We start from the raw sequence: 17,393 nt of genomic DNA on the forward strand, positions 1-17,393 counted from the left end.
TTCCACATCTAAAAATAGATAAATCAAAAGATGAGGTATCTACAGAAGATGAATGGATATTTTAAATTTAAATAGAGGGTAGGGGTTGAAAAAGTTGAGTAAAACAGAATTAGAAAATGACAAGCAACTCAGACGAAAAACAAAGGATAGAATCGGAAAATCAGCAAATTTGATCATTACGTTGATCATGGTTATTGGCCAATTAAGTCTACTCACTGTTTTCAGTCAAAATACACAGGCTGCTGATATCGGAAAAGAAGTACCAATCACTTATTCAAATGAGAAATTGTTGCAGAATGGGAATGTAGTTCCACCAGATACAACATATACGAGTGATAGTGAGACATTCGATTTGGCATATGATTTTTCTATTCCTAATTCAACCGGAATTAAGTCAGAAGATTATTTCTACTTGTCAGATATTCCTAGCGTCTTTAAATTATCTGGTCCGTTAGCCTACAAAGTACAGGTGATGGATAAGAACATTGGAGATGTGATGGCTGAGGGGACATTTGATGGCAACGTACCAATGAAATTTACGTTTATCAAGGATATGCCAGCAGAACAAATTACGGGTTCGATAAAATTGAAGCTAGCGATCACCTATGATGGAAGCGGTAGTTCTTTTGATTTCAGTGGTCATCATTATGTAATTAATAAGAGGGCATCTACTGTACCATCTATAATTAAGAGTGGAGACCCTTCAAAAGTAGATGCTCTAACTAAAGATGGTAACTACTATTACCACTCAGATACTAAAATATTGACTTATGTATGGTGGGTTAGTTTGAGTCACTATAAGTTATCACCAGGTAAGTACACAATTGAAGATAGTCTTTCTACCCCGTTTCTTACTTTAAATAAAGACAGTTTTTATCCTACAAGTGGGCAACTTGGATAGGCTACAATTAACTAGACAGAAAAATTAAGGTGTGTAGACTAGAAGAAAACATACCAGGAGGACTTTTTATGTCTAAGAGAATACGAAGAACTTTTTCACAAGAATTCAAGCAACAAATCGTCAATCTTTACTTAGCTGGAAAGCCACGTGTAGAAATCATTCGAGAATATGAACTAACGGCTTCAGCATTTGACAAATGGGTAAAGCAATCTAAAACGAGTGGTTCATTCAAAGAAAAAGATAATCTTACGCCTGAACAAAAAGAATTGTTAGAACTACGTAAAAGAAACCAGCAATTAGAAATGGAAAATGATATTTTAAAGCAAGCAGCGCTGATATTCGGACGAAGAGACAAGTAATCGATGCGAATAAGCATCTTTACCCTATATCAGCGATGTGCAGAATATTAGGTCTATCACGTCAGTCCTATTATTATCAATCAAAACCAAAGAAAGACGAATCAGAACTTGAAGAAGTAGTCGCTGAAGAATTTATCCGCAGCCGAAAGGCCTACGGCTCAAGAAAAATAAAAAAAGCCTTATCAAAACGAGGCATTCAGATCAGCCGACGAAAAATTAGTAGAATCATGAAAAATAGAGGATTAAAATCGAGCTATACTGTTGCTTATTTTAAAGTACATCATTCTACTTGCAATGAAGCCAAAACGACAAACGTATTGAATCGTAAATTCTTAAGAGACAACCCATTAGAAACGATCGTAACAGACTTGACTTATGTACGAGTCGGGAAAAAATGGAATTATGTCTGTTTCATTTTGGATCTGTTCAATCGAGAAATTCTCGGCTATTCTTGTGGAGAACATAAAGATGCCGTTCTAGTAAAAAAAGCATTTAGCCGTATCAAACAACCTCTGACAGAGGTTGAGATTTTTCATACTGATCGTGGAAAAGAGTTTGATAACCAAGCTATTGATGAATTATTAACAACTTTTGACATCAATCGATCATTGAGTGATAAAGGCTGTCCTTTTGATAATGCCGTAGCTGAATCAACTTATAAGTCGTTGAAAGTAGAATTTGTCTATCAATACACATTTGAAACCTTACAACAATTGGATTTGGAGTTATTTGACTATGTCAATTGGTGGAACCACCTTCGGTTGCACGGTAAACTTGGCTACGAGACACCGGTTGGTTACCGTAACCAGAGATTGGCGCAGCGAATCCTTGATAATGAGCTCGGATGTGCTAACGCTAGCGAGGCAGTCTAACTTTAACTGTTAGCTCCTGCCGAAGATCGTCACATCCGAGGAGGCTCATTGTCAAGGACAATCGGAATAGCATACGGAAAGAAGTTCTGCACCTTATAAAATTTGTCAAAAAAACTGTTGCCATTCCAACTTCATGTGAGAGAGGACGGTTCAAGTCCTAGTATTAATTATGCTATGGGCACAAAATCACTCCTTGATTCGGTTGATGATGAGGGGAATGGAAAGTTCAAGATCCACGTTACGATTCCAGAAGGGAATACAGATGACTTTGGGATTAATTACACAACAACGATATCTGTCGATGATCCTAATTTTAGTTCTTTGATTACTCCTAACGGGAATAGTTTAGAAATCAGCGTAACAAATAACGCAACCCTTTTTGATAGTAACCATACTAAAATTAATGATGCGCACGCTACTTTTACTTTTGATGCTGGTGGGATGGGACTTGGTGATTATGCGAATAAAGGTCAAGCAAAAATCTTTAAGCGAGATGCAAATACGGATGCACTTTTAGCTGGTGCGACTTTTGATTTGAAAGATGCCAACAATCAAACAGTTAAGACCGTTACTACTAATGCAAGCGGTTCAGCGACAGTTGCTGGCTTGACTGCTGGAAATTATAGTTTTGTTGAAACCAAGGCGCCTGATGGCTATAGTTTGAATACTACATCGGCGGCAGTAACTGTTGAAGCTGGAAAAATAGGGACTGCGGTTTTCAAAGATGTACAACAAACCGGTAGTGTTGTTTTAACAAAAAAGGCAGCAAAGGATGGAACAAAGTTGCCCAACGCGAGTTTCAATTTACAAAAGGCGGATGGAACATTTGTTAAATCAGTTACAACGGGTGTTGATGGGACAGTGACAGTGGATCATTTGCTAGCAGGTGATTATCAATTTATCGAAACCAAGGCACCCAATGGATACACATTAGATGCCAATCCTATTCCATTCACGATCGAAAAAAATCAAACAACGGCTAAAGAAGTTACTGCAACCGATGAAGAAACATTGGGTTCTGTCGTGTTGAGTAAGGTGGATGCAGATACTGGGAAAACTTTACCCGGAGCGATCTTTGAATTGGATACAGCAGCAGGAAAACGTGTCAAAGACCAATTAGTTACGGATAAAACAGGTGAGATTTTTGTAGATAAACTTTTGCCAGGTGATTATCAATTTATTGAAAAAACTGCACCAACTGGATATACATTAGATAGTCAACCAATTGCCTTTACAATCGAAAAAGGGCAAACAACAGCTAAACAAGTAAAGGTTACTAACAAAGCAACGCCAGGTTCTGTCGTTTTAACGAAAAAAGATGCTGAAACAGCTGAAGTATTGCCTGATGCGGTATTTGAATTACAAAAAAGTGATGGTACAACGATCACAACAGATTTGACGACTGACGCATCAGGAAAAATCTCAGTAGATAGCTTAGAGCCAGGTGACTATCAATTTGTTGAAACGGTTGCACCAACTGGATATGAAATCAATAAAACACCTGTTAAGTTTACGATCACAAAAGCACAAGCAACAGCGTTACAAGTAGTAAAAACAAATCGTATGATTAAAGGAACGGTGGTTTTAGATAAAGCGGATAGTCGTACAGGAACAAAATTGGCTGGGGCGACTTTCAAATTGATCAATAAAGATACCAAAACAACAGTGATGGAAGAAATGACAACCTCTCAAAGCGGCCGCTTAGCCGTTCAAAATTTACGTCCTGGGCACTATCAATTTATCGAAACCAAGGCACCAAAAGGGTATGAACTTGATGCCAAGCCAGTAGAATTTACGATTATGCGGAATCAAAAGGATACTCTTTATCTAACAAAGATAAACAAAGCGATAAAAGGTTCGGTTCGTTTGGAAAAACGGGATAGTCAATCGAAGAAATTACTAACAGGAGCGAGCTTCAACTTGTTGGATGATCAAGGTAAAATCATTAAAAAAGATTTAGTCACGGATAAGAATGGTGTAGTTGAAATTGCCGGATTGGATGTAGGTCACTATCAATTTGTTGAAACTAAAGCACCTAAAGGATATGAATTAGATGCAAGCCCAGTCAACTTTACTTTAGACAAAGACTCTTCAAATGTGGCAGTTACAAAATTTGATACGAGCACACCAGTGGTACCACATAAAGCCGAACAACCAAAAACACCTGCTAGACCAGCAGCAAAGAGCAAATCAACAGTTGGAAAAACAGTAGCGAAGGCTTCTGCTAAACCAGCAACACACAGCAAAGCAAAAGTTGTTGGAACAGCAAAAGCGCCTAATAATGCTACCTACAAAGCCTATCCTAAAACAGGAGAAGAAAAAAATAGCATCGTTCCTTTAATCGGTGGAGTAGTAGTTGTTGGTATAGGTGTCTTTGGACTAATGAAGAAAAAAGTTAAATCTGGAAAATAAGTAAATTTTTCGCAAAATCGAATATAAAAAGTGACCGTTGAAAGGTGTGAGTAAAGTCCACTGGTTTAAATGTTTCGAATTTGATTTAGTGGGCTTTTAGGTATAAACGTTGCATGATTGAACTTCCCCAAAAGAACTATCTCTATAATTATGTCTAGAGCAGTCAATTCACACCTTTTGTAAAGTATAAAATGTCAGATGAACTATCTAGAGGATATCAATTATTTGTATGTAGTACTTAAAAGAACATGATCGAAAAATTACAGAAGAAATTACCTTCTTAAAGGAGATAGTTTCTTCTGTAATTTAGGCTCAAATGATTCATTCCTATACTAAATGGATAAGCTAACCAAAAATTTGGTATGGGAAACAATAAATTTTCAAGATGGCTTCTATTTTCGGTTCATCAAATAAGCTGATAATTGAATAATGGGAACAAGAGCCCAACCTCGGTTCGAATATAGCAAAATGAATAAATATACCTTTAAAGAGATTTAAAATGTTATTTAATTCATTTTATTACGATTTAGGCTAAAAAATCAGGTAAATAGTGTTAATATAAAGGATAAATATTGGAGTAACAAAGTGAAAAAGGGAAACATATGTAAATGATTTAGCTATATCGATAGAATAGGAATATTGTCACATTTAATTTTCAGAAAATTTTGGAAATAATATGATGACAACTTGTTGGGGAGGTTTGTATGGATATTTATGATTTACTTGATAATAGCGAAACTATTCAATTGAAGATCCTAAGAAAGATCTTCAGTGCGGGGGAGAAAGGGGTTGCATGTGCAGAAGTCAGGCGTTCTCTAAAAATAAACGCAAACACGGTATTGGAAGCAGTAGGGTTATTCAATGATTTTTTTAAAGAAACTTATGTTGATCGTAAGGTGGCCATAAATTATACGTCAGAGACGGGTCTTTTGACGTTGGATACCGAAGAAAATATCGACTTTTCTGAAATTTATAGTACATTTCTAAGAAGGTCAATAAATTATCAAATCATTCAAAAAGTTTCTTTTGAGAGTTCATCGATTTCTCAACTGGCTGTTCGCTTGTATCTTAGTGAAGCGACGATCTTTAGAAAAATAAAACTTTTGAACTCAAAAATTGAAGAGTTTCAACTCAAAATAAAAAATGTAAAAATGCATGGAGACGAGATACAGATACGATACTTATTGTACAGTCTGACTGTCAATGCGTATACATTTAACCAGCACCTTCTAAAGTTTCAGGAACGCACACATCCATTTGCGGATGCATTTATCAATACTTTCGAAGTGCTTAGTAACTATAAATTTTCCATCCAAGGAAAAATAAAATTGCGAATATGGCTAGATATCACGATAAAAAGAATAAGACTGTTAAACGACACTTCGATGGATGCAAATTATCTAGAAGTTGAGAATCAAGCGCTGTATAAAGCAATCAAGAAAAGCTTTCTCTCCATTTTGGATCATTATTCATTACTGATCGGAGAGGATGAGATAATGATTTTGTATTCTTTTATGGTATCTTTCGAATTGTATGATTCAAAATATTTACCGCTCGGAACAAAGGAAATCAAATCGAATGGAAAAGTAGCCTTACTGGATAAAGAATTTTTAAGACGAGTCCATGAAGTCTTTCCTCATTACGAAGAGAAAGTAACCATTGAAACAAGGCGCGAAATTGAGTATTCGTTGACGAATCTGCATTGTAAAATCACGAAATTTTGTGGTTAGTTCTACTATTTTTCAGGAAAAAGCATTTCTCACTTAGCGAACATGGAGATTTATCAACGATTGCTGACTATTTCAAACAAGTTGGTTGCTTCCATTGAAGAGAGTTTTTCTGATTTTATTACTGCAGAAGTATTGTCTCTTGTTTATCGAAGATACTTCAACCTCCTTTTAGAGATCCTAAAGAATTATTCAATAAAGATACGTATAGGTGTTTCTATCCATAAAGATTATTCTATCAAAGAAGGTGTCTTTTTTCGTCTAACCTACTTGATGCATTATTTTTTTGATGTTGAGATTGAAGAAGCAGCTGAACAACAAAAATACGATCTTTTGATTACAGATCTGATCGTATCTACAGAACGATTTGCTCATGATTATTATTATCTGTTGACCGATATTGAAACAACCTATGATTCTGATCGTATACAGAAGATTCTAGTAAAGATATATAAGAAGAAGGTTTAGTGAATGAAATGTATAATCATTGGTGGTTCTCATGCAGGTGTGGCTGCTGCTAGAGCATTAAAAATTTTAGATCCAAGGATAGATGTAACGCTGATTGAGAAAAATCAGACGCTTGCTTTTATTTCTAGTGGCATTAATTTGGTTTCCAAAGGTATTATTCAAAAATTAGAAGAAGCGCATAACTATTCTCCTAAAGAGTTAACGGACTTAGGAGTAAAGGTTCTTCTAAGTACAGAGGTACTGAAAATTGAAAAAAATGAGATCAAGGTAATCTGTACAATGATAAACGATGGTTCGACAATTACCCAAGAACTACCTTACGACTTCTTAATTGCCGCAATTGGGTCGACTCCTGCGATACCCCTCAGCCTTACGAGTGAGAAGAAGGATATATTGACGTATAAAAGTTTTAATGAATCTGCGTTTGCGTTAGACCGCATCAAAAAAGCTAAGAAAATTGCATTGATTGGGCTTGGTTTTGTGGGGATGGAATTTGCAGATACTTGGATGAAAGAAAAAGAATTATTTTTAATTGATCGAAGAGACTATCCACTTGCTGGCTATTTTGATGAAGAATTCATTCGTCCCATACTATCCAATATTCCGAATAATGTTACATTCAATCTGAATACTACTGTAAAGAAAATTGATAAAGATAAAAAGACGGGTACGTACACGCTAACTTTTCATAGTAACGAGAAAATTTCCAATGTCGATTTGATTGTATCTACCAGCAGTTCCTTACCTAATTCGCAGCTACTGGAAGGGCTGGTTGATTTGAATTTTGATCATACTGTTAGTGTAAACGACTATCTTCAAACATCTATAGAAAATATTTATGCAGTAGGGGATTTGCTTGAAAAGCCACTGTTCTCAACCCAACTAGAAATTGGTGGGGTGTTTAAACCACTTGTTTCGCAAGCCCAACGTAGTGGTTTTGTAGCCGCTTATAATATTTATTCCAATAATCAGTTACCATATCAGTCTTCTAATCGGACAATTGCAACAACATTTGGAGAGTATTACTTGGCAAGTAGTGGAATGACAGAAATAGATACGATTATTTATAAACGAAAATGCGTGTCTGTTACTAAAGAAATCTCCGTTGATGGTGGAGAAACGCTAAAATTACAATTGATGTTTGAAAAAGGAACAAATATTTTATTGGGTGCAGAGCTTTTGACAACATCAAAAATTTTAGTTGAATTAATCAATTTGTTATCTTTGATGATCCAAACAAAAATGGATATATTCGATATCATTCAATCCGATTTCTACTTCCAACCAGAATTTACTTCCTATGCAAGATACCTTCAGCAAATTGCCTTAGAAAGTTTACCAGCCATAGGATAGCTTTCATTATGAATTTCATGCCCACCGACCACAGTGTTCATAATAGTAGGCAAGTTTTGGTATACATGGAGAAGGAAAACTAATGGATGCGGTAAATGTTCAATTAACTGAGAGAGATGCAACTCTTTCAAGATAAAAAAAGATGAGGCCGCTTCTTGGCTCAGAGAGATAAGAAGAGATTCACGAAAATTGTTTTTCAGATTTATGTGAATGTGGGCTTATTTTTGAAGGATTGCTCCTCGTACCGTCGATTATTCATTTTAGAGAGATCGAGACACGTTTAGGTTTGAGAAATTGGAGAGAAAAACGAACAATACGTTTTTTGTATTGCTCGTTTTTTTTTGGAATTTCCGAAAAAACTGACTTTTGGATGCCGTTTATTTGGGAGAGGCTGGGAGAGAAGTGTTTAACTCCGAGAAATAAGAAGAAATGAACGAAAATTGCTTTTCAAATTTTTGTGAATTTCGGCTTATTTCCGAAGGAGTTGCTTCTGCTCCCACCGTTTATTCGAGATTCTGTAGCAAACCTGATTTTCGGATTTGTCCCACATTCACGCTCTTCTATTTCTATATTGTTCCCTATTTTTCGTAAGAGAACGTAGATGATTCCCAACAGCAAATTATTTTAGATATATAATAATTAGTGTTTTTTAATCGTATATGCACCTATTATACGCGTATTTTAATGTAAGCGATTACTTAATTCGTTAGAATGAGGTAGCTGATATATCAGAGTGTTCTGTTGATTTAGTTAAAAAGAAAATGGAGGGGCAGTATGAGTGATATTATTATAGGTATTTTATTAGTTATTTCGTTTTTCTTTATGGTTTGGTATTGTGTGAAGGGTTACAACTTGATGGTTGGTTTAGCGATCATGGCAACGGTTTGGATGAGTTTGGCGTTAGTAGGTAATTACTTTTCTCCTAACCCAGCAATGGAAGGTCAAGGATTGATCGATGTATTGACACATATCTATGCAACGGTCCTGCAGAATATGCGAAGTCGATTTTAGTAAATGTATTCTTTGGTGCTTTCTTTGGTCGAGTGTTGGTGGATAGTGGTATAGCAGCTACATTGATTCGAAAAGTAGTGGAACTTGGTGGAGATAAACCACGGATCACGATGAGTTTGCTTTGCATCGTAACTGCTATTATCTTTATGTCTATGACAGGGATCGGACCAGTTATCTCGATTGCAGTAATTGTTTTACCTATCTTGATGTCATTAGGGATTTCGGCTCCGATTGCATTGTTTTCATTCATGGGTTCGATCATGGCAGGGATTTTTGCTAACATTGTGAACTTCAAGCAATATCAAACGATCTACGCTGGATTCAATCCGGCAGCAGAAAGCTATACGTATAACGATTATTTCCAAATCGGAATGATTGGTATGGTTGTAAGTTTGATTGTTGTTTTAGTTGTGTCTAATATATCAATGAACAAAAAGAAACGTTACGCAATGGCTGCTGAAGTGCAAAGTGATGGCGGTGATGCACCGATGATTTCTTGGTTAGCAGTACTTATCCCAGTTTTAGGTGTCGTGTTATTAGATATTCCAATCATTTTAGGATTTATGATTGCTGGAATCTGGGCATTATTATTTACTGGAAAATTACGTGGAGGATATAAAGAAATCTGCCGTCAATTTGCTAAATTATTTACAGATGGAGCGACAGATGTTGCGCCGATGGTTGGCTTTTTAATGACTTTGGCGATGTTCAATAATTCTGCTGCGTATGCTTCTTCTTATTTCTCAGCAATTTTTGGGGACTTTATTCCAAAAACGCCTTTAGTTTTGGCTATAGCATTTGCTATATTGACACCACTTGGATTTTTCCGTGGGCCTTTAAGTTTAGTGGGTTCTGGTTCAGCCATTCTAGCAGTTGTTTTAGCAGTGAATCCAACAATGCCCGTTGCCTTCTTATTCCCGCTATTTGCAACAACGACGATTGCGCCACAGCATTTAGATATTACGCAATCATGGGTAGCTTGGGGCTTAGGATATACAAAAGTATCTTCAAGAGAGTATATGAAAAAATCAATTCCAACTGGTTGGATAATTGGAGCAATTGTCTGTATGATCACGTTCTTATTGTATGGTAACTTCTAACAGATTGTGACAATAGAAATGAAATGGAGGAATGACGGATGAAACGGTTTGTACGAATGGGGATCGACGTTGGCGGGACACATACAAAAGCGGTAGCAATCGACTATGCCACACATGAAATTATTGGGAAGTCTTCAGTGAAGACGACACATGATCATTTGAATGGGGTGGCAGCAGGAGTGGTGCAGTCTTTTCAAAACTGTTTACAAGAGAATCAAATCAGTCCAGATGATGTGGTTTTCGTGGCTCACTCGACAACGCAAGCAACGAATGCATTGATTGAAGGAGATGTAGCTAAAGTTGGAGTAATCGGCATGTCGAAAGGCGGTCTTGAAGGATTTTTAGCCAAAAGACAAACACGATTGAACGATATTGATCTAGGGAACAAGAAAAAAATCGAAATCGTCAATGCTTTTTTACCAGTAAAACATTTGAATGTGGATCGAGTGGCTGAAACGATCTCTAATTTAGAAAAAGAAAAAGCGGAGGTACTAGTATCTTCGATGGCCTTTGGGGTAGATAATGGTGAGCCAGAACGTGTTGTTTATGAAGCTGCTTCTTGTAAAGCCATTCCAACAACGATGGCATCTGATATCACTAAATTATATGGATTGACTAGAAGAACGAGAACGGCAGCAATCAATGCCTCTATTCTGCCTAAAATGCTAGATACTGCTACTTCTACAGAGAATTCAGTGCGTGAAGCAGGGGTCAATGTTTCTTTGATGATCATGCGTGGTGATGGGGGCGTTATGGAAATCAACGAGATGAAAAAACGCCCAGTATTGACAATGCTTTCTGGACCAGCAGCTTCTGTGATGGGGTCATTGATGTACTTGCGGGCATCCAACGGAGTCTATTTTGAAGTGGGGGGCACGACAACTAATATCGGTGTCATCAAAAACGGCCGTCCGGCAATCGATTATTCGATCGTTGGTGGGCATCCAACCTATATTTCTTCATTAGATGTTCGAGTGTTAGGAGTAGCAGGTGGTTCGATGGTTCGCGCCAATCAAGCAGGGATCATTGATGTAGGCCCACGTTCTGCGCATATCGCAGGTTTGGACTATGCTGTATTTACACCGACAGAAGAAATCAAAGGACCGAAAGTAGTATTCTTTTCACCAAAAGAAGGCGATCCGGCAGACTACGTCAAAGTCGTGATGGAGGATGGCCAAGAAGTAACGATCACAAATACTTGTGCAGCAAATGTATTGGGATTAGTGCAAGAAGAGCATTTTTCTTATGGGAATGTCCCTTCTGCCCGTAAAGCGCTACAAGCTTTAGCAGATTATTGTCAAACTACAGTAGAAGATATTGCGGAACAGATCATGGCAAAATCGTATGCTAAAATCGAGCCAGTTATCTTGGAGTTAGCTGAAAAATACCATTTAGAAAAAGATCAGATCTCATTGGTAGGTGTAGGCGGCGGAGCTGCTTCACTGATTACTTATTTTAGTAATAAAATGGGTGTAAAATATTCGATCCCTGAAAATGCGGAAGTGATTTCGTCGATCGGTGTTGCATTAGCGATGGTACGAGATGTTGTAGAACGGATCATCCCATCTCCAAGTAAAGAAGATATTCGTGCATTGAAGAATGAGGCAATGAATAAAGCAATCGAATCAGGCGCAACACCGGAATCAATTGAGATCCACGTTGAAATTGATCCTCAAACATCAAAAGTCACAGCTATTGCTACGGGTTCGACAGAAGTAAAAGCAACTGATTTAACAAAAGAGATCACGCTGCCAGAAGCGTTGGAGTTAGCTGCTGAAGATATGCGAGTTTCTACAGCGGAAGTCGAGGTAATAGAAAGCACACCGTTCTTTTATGTGGTGGGTGAAAAAAAACGTCCGAAAAATGCCGGAGCGATCCGTATCGTCGATCAAAAGGGATTTATCAAAGTACAGCGAGGGAATGCTGCTTGCTTAAAAACGACTGCTGGCAATTATTTATCTGCGGTAGAAAAACTATGGGAAGAGATGGCAGTTTATCAAACGGAACTGATTGCTCGTCCAGAATTTTATCTCTGTCTGGGGGCAAGGATCTCTGACTTTACTGCAACGGATCTTGAACAGCTACAATTGTTGATGGATCTGGAAATCTCTACTTTGGAACCAGGGGAAGAAGTGATTGTCGTTGCTGGAAACATCAAGCAAACATAAACTAAATCGATTGCTCAATGAGTTGTTTACTATCTCAGAGGAAAGTTGGGGGTATTATCAATTCCAAAGAGATATTTTAAGAAAAAAAGTCTCTTTAGAGCAACGAAAAGAATTTATTCAACAAGCAATCATGTGTGGGAAACAAATGGCACAGGCATTGCGAAAAAGATATCCCCATAAGAACATCATGGAGCTTTGTGGAATATTAGGTACTAAGGTAGTGCACTGTAAATCAGAAACAACAGCTGAACGTGTAACTTTTGCCACCTATGACAAAGAAGAGGGTATCCGATTGATGTTGGAACCTATCCAACGGTTTGTACAAGAAAGTGATCATCCAGATCTAACAACGACCAAAATCACTGATTCGATTTTGGCCCATGAATTATTCCATCATATCGAGATGAGTGATCCATTGATCTATACACAACAAACGAAAATCGAACTATGGCATATCTTTTCTTACAAATATTATTCAACGATTCGTTCCCTGAGTGAAATCGCCGCAATGAGTTTTTCACAGGAAATCAATCAGTTTGGTTTTCATCCATATATATTGGAGGTAGCGATGGTTTGGCCGTACGATCCAGAGCGGAGTGAAAAATTATTTGCAGAAGTACAAGAGATTGAACAAAGAAAAATCGAAGCTTGAAATAATAAAAAGGTAGCTAAACAGGATAGTTCGATTTTGGCTATTAAAAAAGACAGTTACTCTCAAAATTAGCGCTGCTATTTTGGGATCATCTGTCTTTTTTAGTGATTTTTTTGTCTGATAGTATTTGCGAGCTAAAGAGGTGGATGTGAGTTTTTAAGATTTGATGAACCATCTAAAGGGAAATTCAATTGTTCAATGGAATTGACCGATTCTCCTTCTCACATCTCTTGATCTAATCTTTCTCAAAATAATCTGGGTAAGCCTGTCGTACATATTCCTGTTCTTCAATGATCATATGCATATGCATGCTGCAAAGAAAACTCACTTCATCAAGGTTATGATCGATCATGGATTGAAGGAGTGTTTGGTGCTCATCTAAAACACGACCCCAACCCAGTTCTGTAATACTCAACCGTAACCATCTGAATCGGTCAAGATGTGTACTATAGCTTTCGATCCAATCCCAGATTTCTGATTTTTCAGCAACTTTATAACAGGTGCGGTGGAACGCTTTATCTAAATAGAAAAATAATTTTTTATCTTGGATCATGATTGCTTGGTCTGTTTGTTCCAAAATATCTTCTAATGTCAATTGATCCTGTGGGGTCATTTTGGCGCTGCATTCTTGAAGAATAGGATTTTCTAGCTTTTCTCGAGTATAGAGAGCTAAGGATGCAGAACGAATGTCGATCTTTGACACGAAGGTTCCAGATTGTGGGATCGTTTTGATCAATTCTTGGTTGCGTAACTGGATCAACGCTTCTCGTATCGGTGTGCGACCGATGGCAAGTTGTTCTTCTAAGACTTTGTCTGAGATTCTGCTTCCAGGTGCTAACTCAGAATAAATAATCTGCTTACGTATTGTTTCGTAAGCCTGTTGTTGTAAGTTTGTGCCAGCCATAAATGCTCCTTTCTACACAATGTTTTACAAGTATTATAACATAAATCGTTTACAGGAGAGAGAGGAGCGAAATAGGTCCAAACAAAAAAAGCATGGGACAAAAGTAAGAAACACTTTTGTCTCATTCTCTAAAAACGAATAAACGGTGGGAGCAGAAGCAAATCCTTCGGAAATAAGCCGAAATTCACAAAAATTTAAAAAGCAATTTTCGTGAATTTCTTCTTATTTCTCGGAGTTAAACACTTCTGTCCCAACCTCACAAGAGACTCAATTTTTTAACAAAATGATCAATCAGGTCGTATCTCATGCAGTTGTTTGACACGGCCGCCGATCTGTTTAGCAAATGCTTCAGAGTCTTTTTTCTCTTTGAAAATCAACAAGTTATCAGGGTTCTTTTCTCGTGTGCGGCAGCCAGTTTTATCAATGTAACCATGCAATACTTTGACAACATACATGATGATCACCTGCTTTTTTCTCTTTATTATACAAATTGTCCTATATAACACAAGAAAAAAGTCTCTGATTTTCTTAAATAAAAGGAAAGTTTTTTGCGTAGAGAGAAATCATTCGTTCGCCAACTGCGCGTAGTCTTTGAATAGGTGATCCAACTGTGTATCAAAACGACTGAGTTTGACTAATCGTTGCGTATCGGCAGTTAAAAAGCAATGTTTGCTTGAGCCAGTAGTTCGTAACTGATTATCTGCTAAACCATAGATTTCATAGGTGAAATCTAAGCGAGTGCCCGTATACTTCGCGATTTTCGGTAAGATACGGATGGGTTCGCCATAGCGGACCATTTCTTTGTATTGGCAAGTGACCTCAAGTACGGGAATGATCAGTCCTAATTCTTCGATTTTTTTATAACTGAACCCTAAATAATCGAGTAATGCCACACGTGATTCTTCTAACCAACGAATGTAATTGCTGTGATGGATGATTCCCATCTGATCAGTTTCATAATAAAAAGGTTCTCGAATATATCCAGTAAACAGTTCCATAAAATAACTCCTTGATCTTAATTTTTTTGACTGAAATGATGCATCCATTGTGGTAAGTGCTGACTGATTTGCGTAGGGAGCACAACGTATTGTGATTTGGCTAATTGATCTCCGATATAGCTATGAAGATAGACAGCCGCTGCGATTGTCTGGTCATTCTTGGGGAATTGGGCGAGAAAACCAGCAATCGTACCTGCCAAAGTATCCCCCATTCCACCAGTTGCCATTGCAGCAGAACCTATGGTATTTTGATAAATCATTTTTTGACCATAAATAGTCGTCTGGTGACTTTTTAGTACGACAGTCGTTCCTAGTTCCCGCTGTTTCATGCTATTTTTTTCTTTCGTTTGATCAGCGATCGCTAATGAGGTAAGTCTCTGCCATTCCATTTGATGTGGTGTGAAAACTGTTTGTTTAGGATAAGGAAGTTCTAGCTGTTCCTTTGCAAATAAAGTTAGAGCGGAACCATCCATGATCAGCCATTGTTTTTTAGTTTGATGGGCTAAAATCAACTCAAGTAGATCGAAACTTTCAGGAGTAGTGCCGAGTCCGGGACCTATCAATAAAATATCAGCTGTTTCAAGTACGGAAAGAATCATTTTTTTATCATGCCAATCGACACACATTGCTTCTGGTAAATGGGCATGAAGGGGGGCGTGATTTTTAGGAGCGGTGATGACAGTTGTCAAACCAGCGCCGCTATTGACTGTAGCTAAAGCGCTCATGATGATTGCGCCGCCATATTGTTCATTGCCGCCAATCAAAACTGTCCGGCCGTATGTCCCTTTATGTGATTCAGCTGGACGTGGAGTAATGACTTGTTGTACCAAACGTTCATCTATTATCATCGAAATGCCTCCTTTCTTGTATTATAGCGTAGATATTTTTGTTGGAACACTCTTTGGACTAGGAATTGTCAGATTTTTTGAACTATTTTTTTCTTCGATTTATGGTATGATGAACAGGTAGACTTAATGAGTGGAGGATTAACTTTATGACAATCAATTGGCAAAAAGAAGTAGAAGCACGTAAAGAAGACTTGCTTGAAGACTTAAAAAATCTTTTACGTGTCAGCAGTGAACGTGATGATTCAAAAGTAACACCGGATGCACCCTTTGGACCTGGTCCTCGTGATGCGTTGAAACACATGTTAGCATATGGCGAACGTGATGGCTTTGCTGTCAAAAACGTGGATAATTATGCAGGACATATCGATCTTGGTGAAGGTGATGAAACATTAGGGATTTTTGGCCATATGGATGTTGTACCTGCTGGTGACGGTTGGGATACTGATCCTTATGAACCAGTAATCAAAGATGGCAAAATCTTTGCGCGTGGTTCAAGTGATGACAAAGGCCCAAGTATGGCAGCTTATTATGCAATGAAAATCATTAAAGAACTAGATTTGAAATTGTCTAAAAAAGTTCGTTTCGTTATCGGTAGTGATGAAGAAAGCGGCTGGGGCGACATGGCTTATTATTTCCAACATGAAGAAGAACCTGATTTTGGTTTTTCTCCTGATGCTGAGTTCCCGATCATCAATGGTGAAAAAGGAAATGTATCACTTGCTTTGAGATTCCAAGGCGATAACGAAGGTGACTACGTATTGAAATCCTTTGTTTCAGGCTTGCGTGAAAATATGGTCCCTGGTACAGCTACTGCAGCTCTTCAAGTACCAGATGCGGATGCAGCGATTGCGATGGAAGAAGCATTCTATAAATTTACTGAAGCAAATCCAGTTAGCGGTTCGATCGAAGCAGACAATACGTATGTAAAAATCGACTTAATCGGAAAAGGCGCTCATGGAGCAAGTCCTCAAGCAGGAATCAATGCAGGGACATTCTTAGCTCTTTTCCTAGATAACTATGAATTTATTGGTTCAGCAAAACAATTTATCCATGTTGCAGCAGCGTATGTCCATGAAGATTTCTATGGTGAAAAACTTGGCGTGGCATATGAAGATGAAAAAATGGGTAAATTAACAATGAACGCTGGCTTATTTGCCTTTAAAGAAAATGGAACAGAAGATGATAACTTCATCAACATGAACTTCCGTTTCCCACAAGGTGTGACTGTTGACGGCTTAGAAAGTGATATCTTAGCAACAGTCAAAGAAGAAGGAGCTTCAGTTACTCGTGGTGCACGTGTAATGGAACCTCACTATGTACCAATGGATGATCCATTGGTTGCAACATTGTTACAAGTCTATAAAGATCACACAGGTGAAGAAGGTTATGAACAAATCATCGGTGGCGGAACTTATGGACGTCTATTGAAACGTGGTGTTGCTTACGGTGCGATGTTCCCAGGCTACACAGATACAATGCACCAAGCAAATGAATTTATGAGTTTAGACGATCTATTCAGAGCAACGGCTATTTATGCAGATGCTATTTATCGTTTGGCAAAATAATCATTGATTAAAAGCAAAAAGAAACGAACCGTCACGGTTCGTTTCTTTTTTTGTG

General features: G+C 37.8%; 13 protein-coding genes and 2 pseudogenes. 11 read left to right on the top strand and 4 right to left on the bottom strand.

The genetic code is table 11. The features are described 5' to 3' along the window. Positions 1–85 precede the first annotated feature (85 nt). The 10 genes and pseudogenes from ED2_RS05325 (at position 86) to ED2_RS05375 (ending at position 13,023) form a co-directional block, all read left to right on the top strand. The gene (locus ED2_RS05325) at positions 86–901 is read left to right on the top strand and encodes a hypothetical protein (RefSeq protein WP_016177254.1); all 816 of its coding nucleotides are present in this window, start codon (positions 86–88) and stop codon (positions 899–901) included. Between the two features lie 68 nt (positions 902–969). After that, a protein-coding gene (locus ED2_RS05335; RefSeq protein WP_123839725.1) for an IS3 family transposase occupies positions 970–2,132 on the top strand; the annotation gives its coding sequence in 2 pieces (ribosomal slippage) (positions 970–1,246 and positions 1,246–2,132; 1,164 coding nt in all). Between the two features lie 174 nt (positions 2,133–2,306). Next, a complete protein-coding gene (locus ED2_RS05340) occupies positions 2,307–4,544 on the top strand; it encodes an MSCRAMM family protein (protein ID WP_229109210.1) in 2,238 nt (745 codons plus the stop codon). A 704-nt stretch (positions 4,545–5,248) separates the two neighbouring features. Then, on the top strand, positions 5,249–6,274 hold the full coding sequence (locus ED2_RS05345) for an AcpB/EbpR/MafR family transcriptional regulator (protein ID WP_016177256.1): 1,026 nt from the start codon (positions 5,249–5,251) through the stop codon (positions 6,272–6,274). A gap of 60 nt (positions 6,275–6,334) precedes the next feature. Continuing rightward, on the top strand, positions 6,335–6,739 hold the full coding sequence (locus ED2_RS05350) for a hypothetical protein (RefSeq protein WP_229090079.1): 405 nt from the start codon (positions 6,335–6,337) through the stop codon (positions 6,737–6,739). A gap of 3 nt (positions 6,740–6,742) precedes the next feature. Then, the gene (locus ED2_RS05355) at positions 6,743–8,092 is read left to right on the top strand and encodes an NAD(P)/FAD-dependent oxidoreductase (RefSeq protein WP_016177258.1); all 1,350 of its coding nucleotides are present in this window, start codon (positions 6,743–6,745) and stop codon (positions 8,090–8,092) included. Between the two features lie 370 nt (positions 8,093–8,462). After that, positions 8,463–8,603: pseudogene (locus ED2_RS16315) on the top strand (DUF3788 family protein); the annotation flags it as partial. Between the two features lie 263 nt (positions 8,604–8,866). After that, positions 8,867–10,203: pseudogene (locus ED2_RS05365) on the top strand (citrate transporter). 38 nt (positions 10,204–10,241) lie between these two features. After that, positions 10,242–12,371 (top strand): hydantoinase/oxoprolinase family protein, encoded by a 2,130-nt coding sequence (locus tag ED2_RS05370; protein ID WP_016177261.1) that lies wholly within the window; start codon positions 10,242–10,244, stop codon positions 12,369–12,371. Next, positions 12,340–13,023 (top strand): hypothetical protein, encoded by a 684-nt coding sequence (locus ED2_RS05375; protein WP_016177262.1) that lies wholly within the window; start codon positions 12,340–12,342, stop codon positions 13,021–13,023. The genes ED2_RS05370 and ED2_RS05375 overlap by 32 nt, the downstream gene beginning before the upstream one ends. A 235-nt stretch (positions 13,024–13,258) precedes the next feature. Here ED2_RS05375 and ED2_RS05380 read toward each other — a convergent pair whose 3' ends face one another. The 4 genes from ED2_RS05380 to ED2_RS05390 form a co-directional block, all read right to left on the bottom strand. Continuing rightward, the gene (locus tag ED2_RS05380) at positions 13,259–13,927 is read right to left on the bottom strand and encodes a GntR family transcriptional regulator (RefSeq protein ID WP_016177263.1); all 669 of its coding nucleotides are present in this window, start codon (positions 13,925–13,927) and stop codon (positions 13,259–13,261) included. Between the two features lie 287 nt (positions 13,928–14,214). Further along, on the bottom strand, positions 14,215–14,391 hold the full coding sequence (locus ED2_RS15635; RefSeq protein ID WP_005875420.1) for a hypothetical protein: 177 nt from the start codon (positions 14,389–14,391) through the stop codon (positions 14,215–14,217). Positions 14,392–14,490: 99 nt separating this feature from the next. After that, the gene (locus tag ED2_RS05385) at positions 14,491–14,925 is read right to left on the bottom strand and encodes an acyl-CoA thioesterase (RefSeq protein ID WP_005875422.1); all 435 of its coding nucleotides are present in this window, start codon (positions 14,923–14,925) and stop codon (positions 14,491–14,493) included. 17 nt (positions 14,926–14,942) lie between these two features. After that, a complete protein-coding gene (locus tag ED2_RS05390; protein ID WP_016177265.1) occupies positions 14,943–15,773 on the bottom strand; it encodes an NAD(P)H-hydrate dehydratase in 831 nt (276 codons plus the stop codon). Positions 15,774–15,919: 146 nt separating this feature from the next. Here ED2_RS05390 and pepV point away from each other — a divergent pair, with 146 nt between their 5' ends. After that, positions 15,920–17,338: a dipeptidase PepV gene (gene pepV, locus ED2_RS05395; protein WP_016177266.1), complete on the top strand. Its 1,419-nt coding sequence runs from the start codon at positions 15,920–15,922 to the stop codon at positions 17,336–17,338. Positions 17,339–17,393: the final 55 nt, after the last annotated feature.

Source organism: Enterococcus durans NBRC 100479 = LMG 10746 (assembly GCF_001544215.1).
Lineage (GTDB): Bacteria > Bacillota > Bacilli > Lactobacillales > Enterococcaceae > Enterococcus_B > Enterococcus_B durans.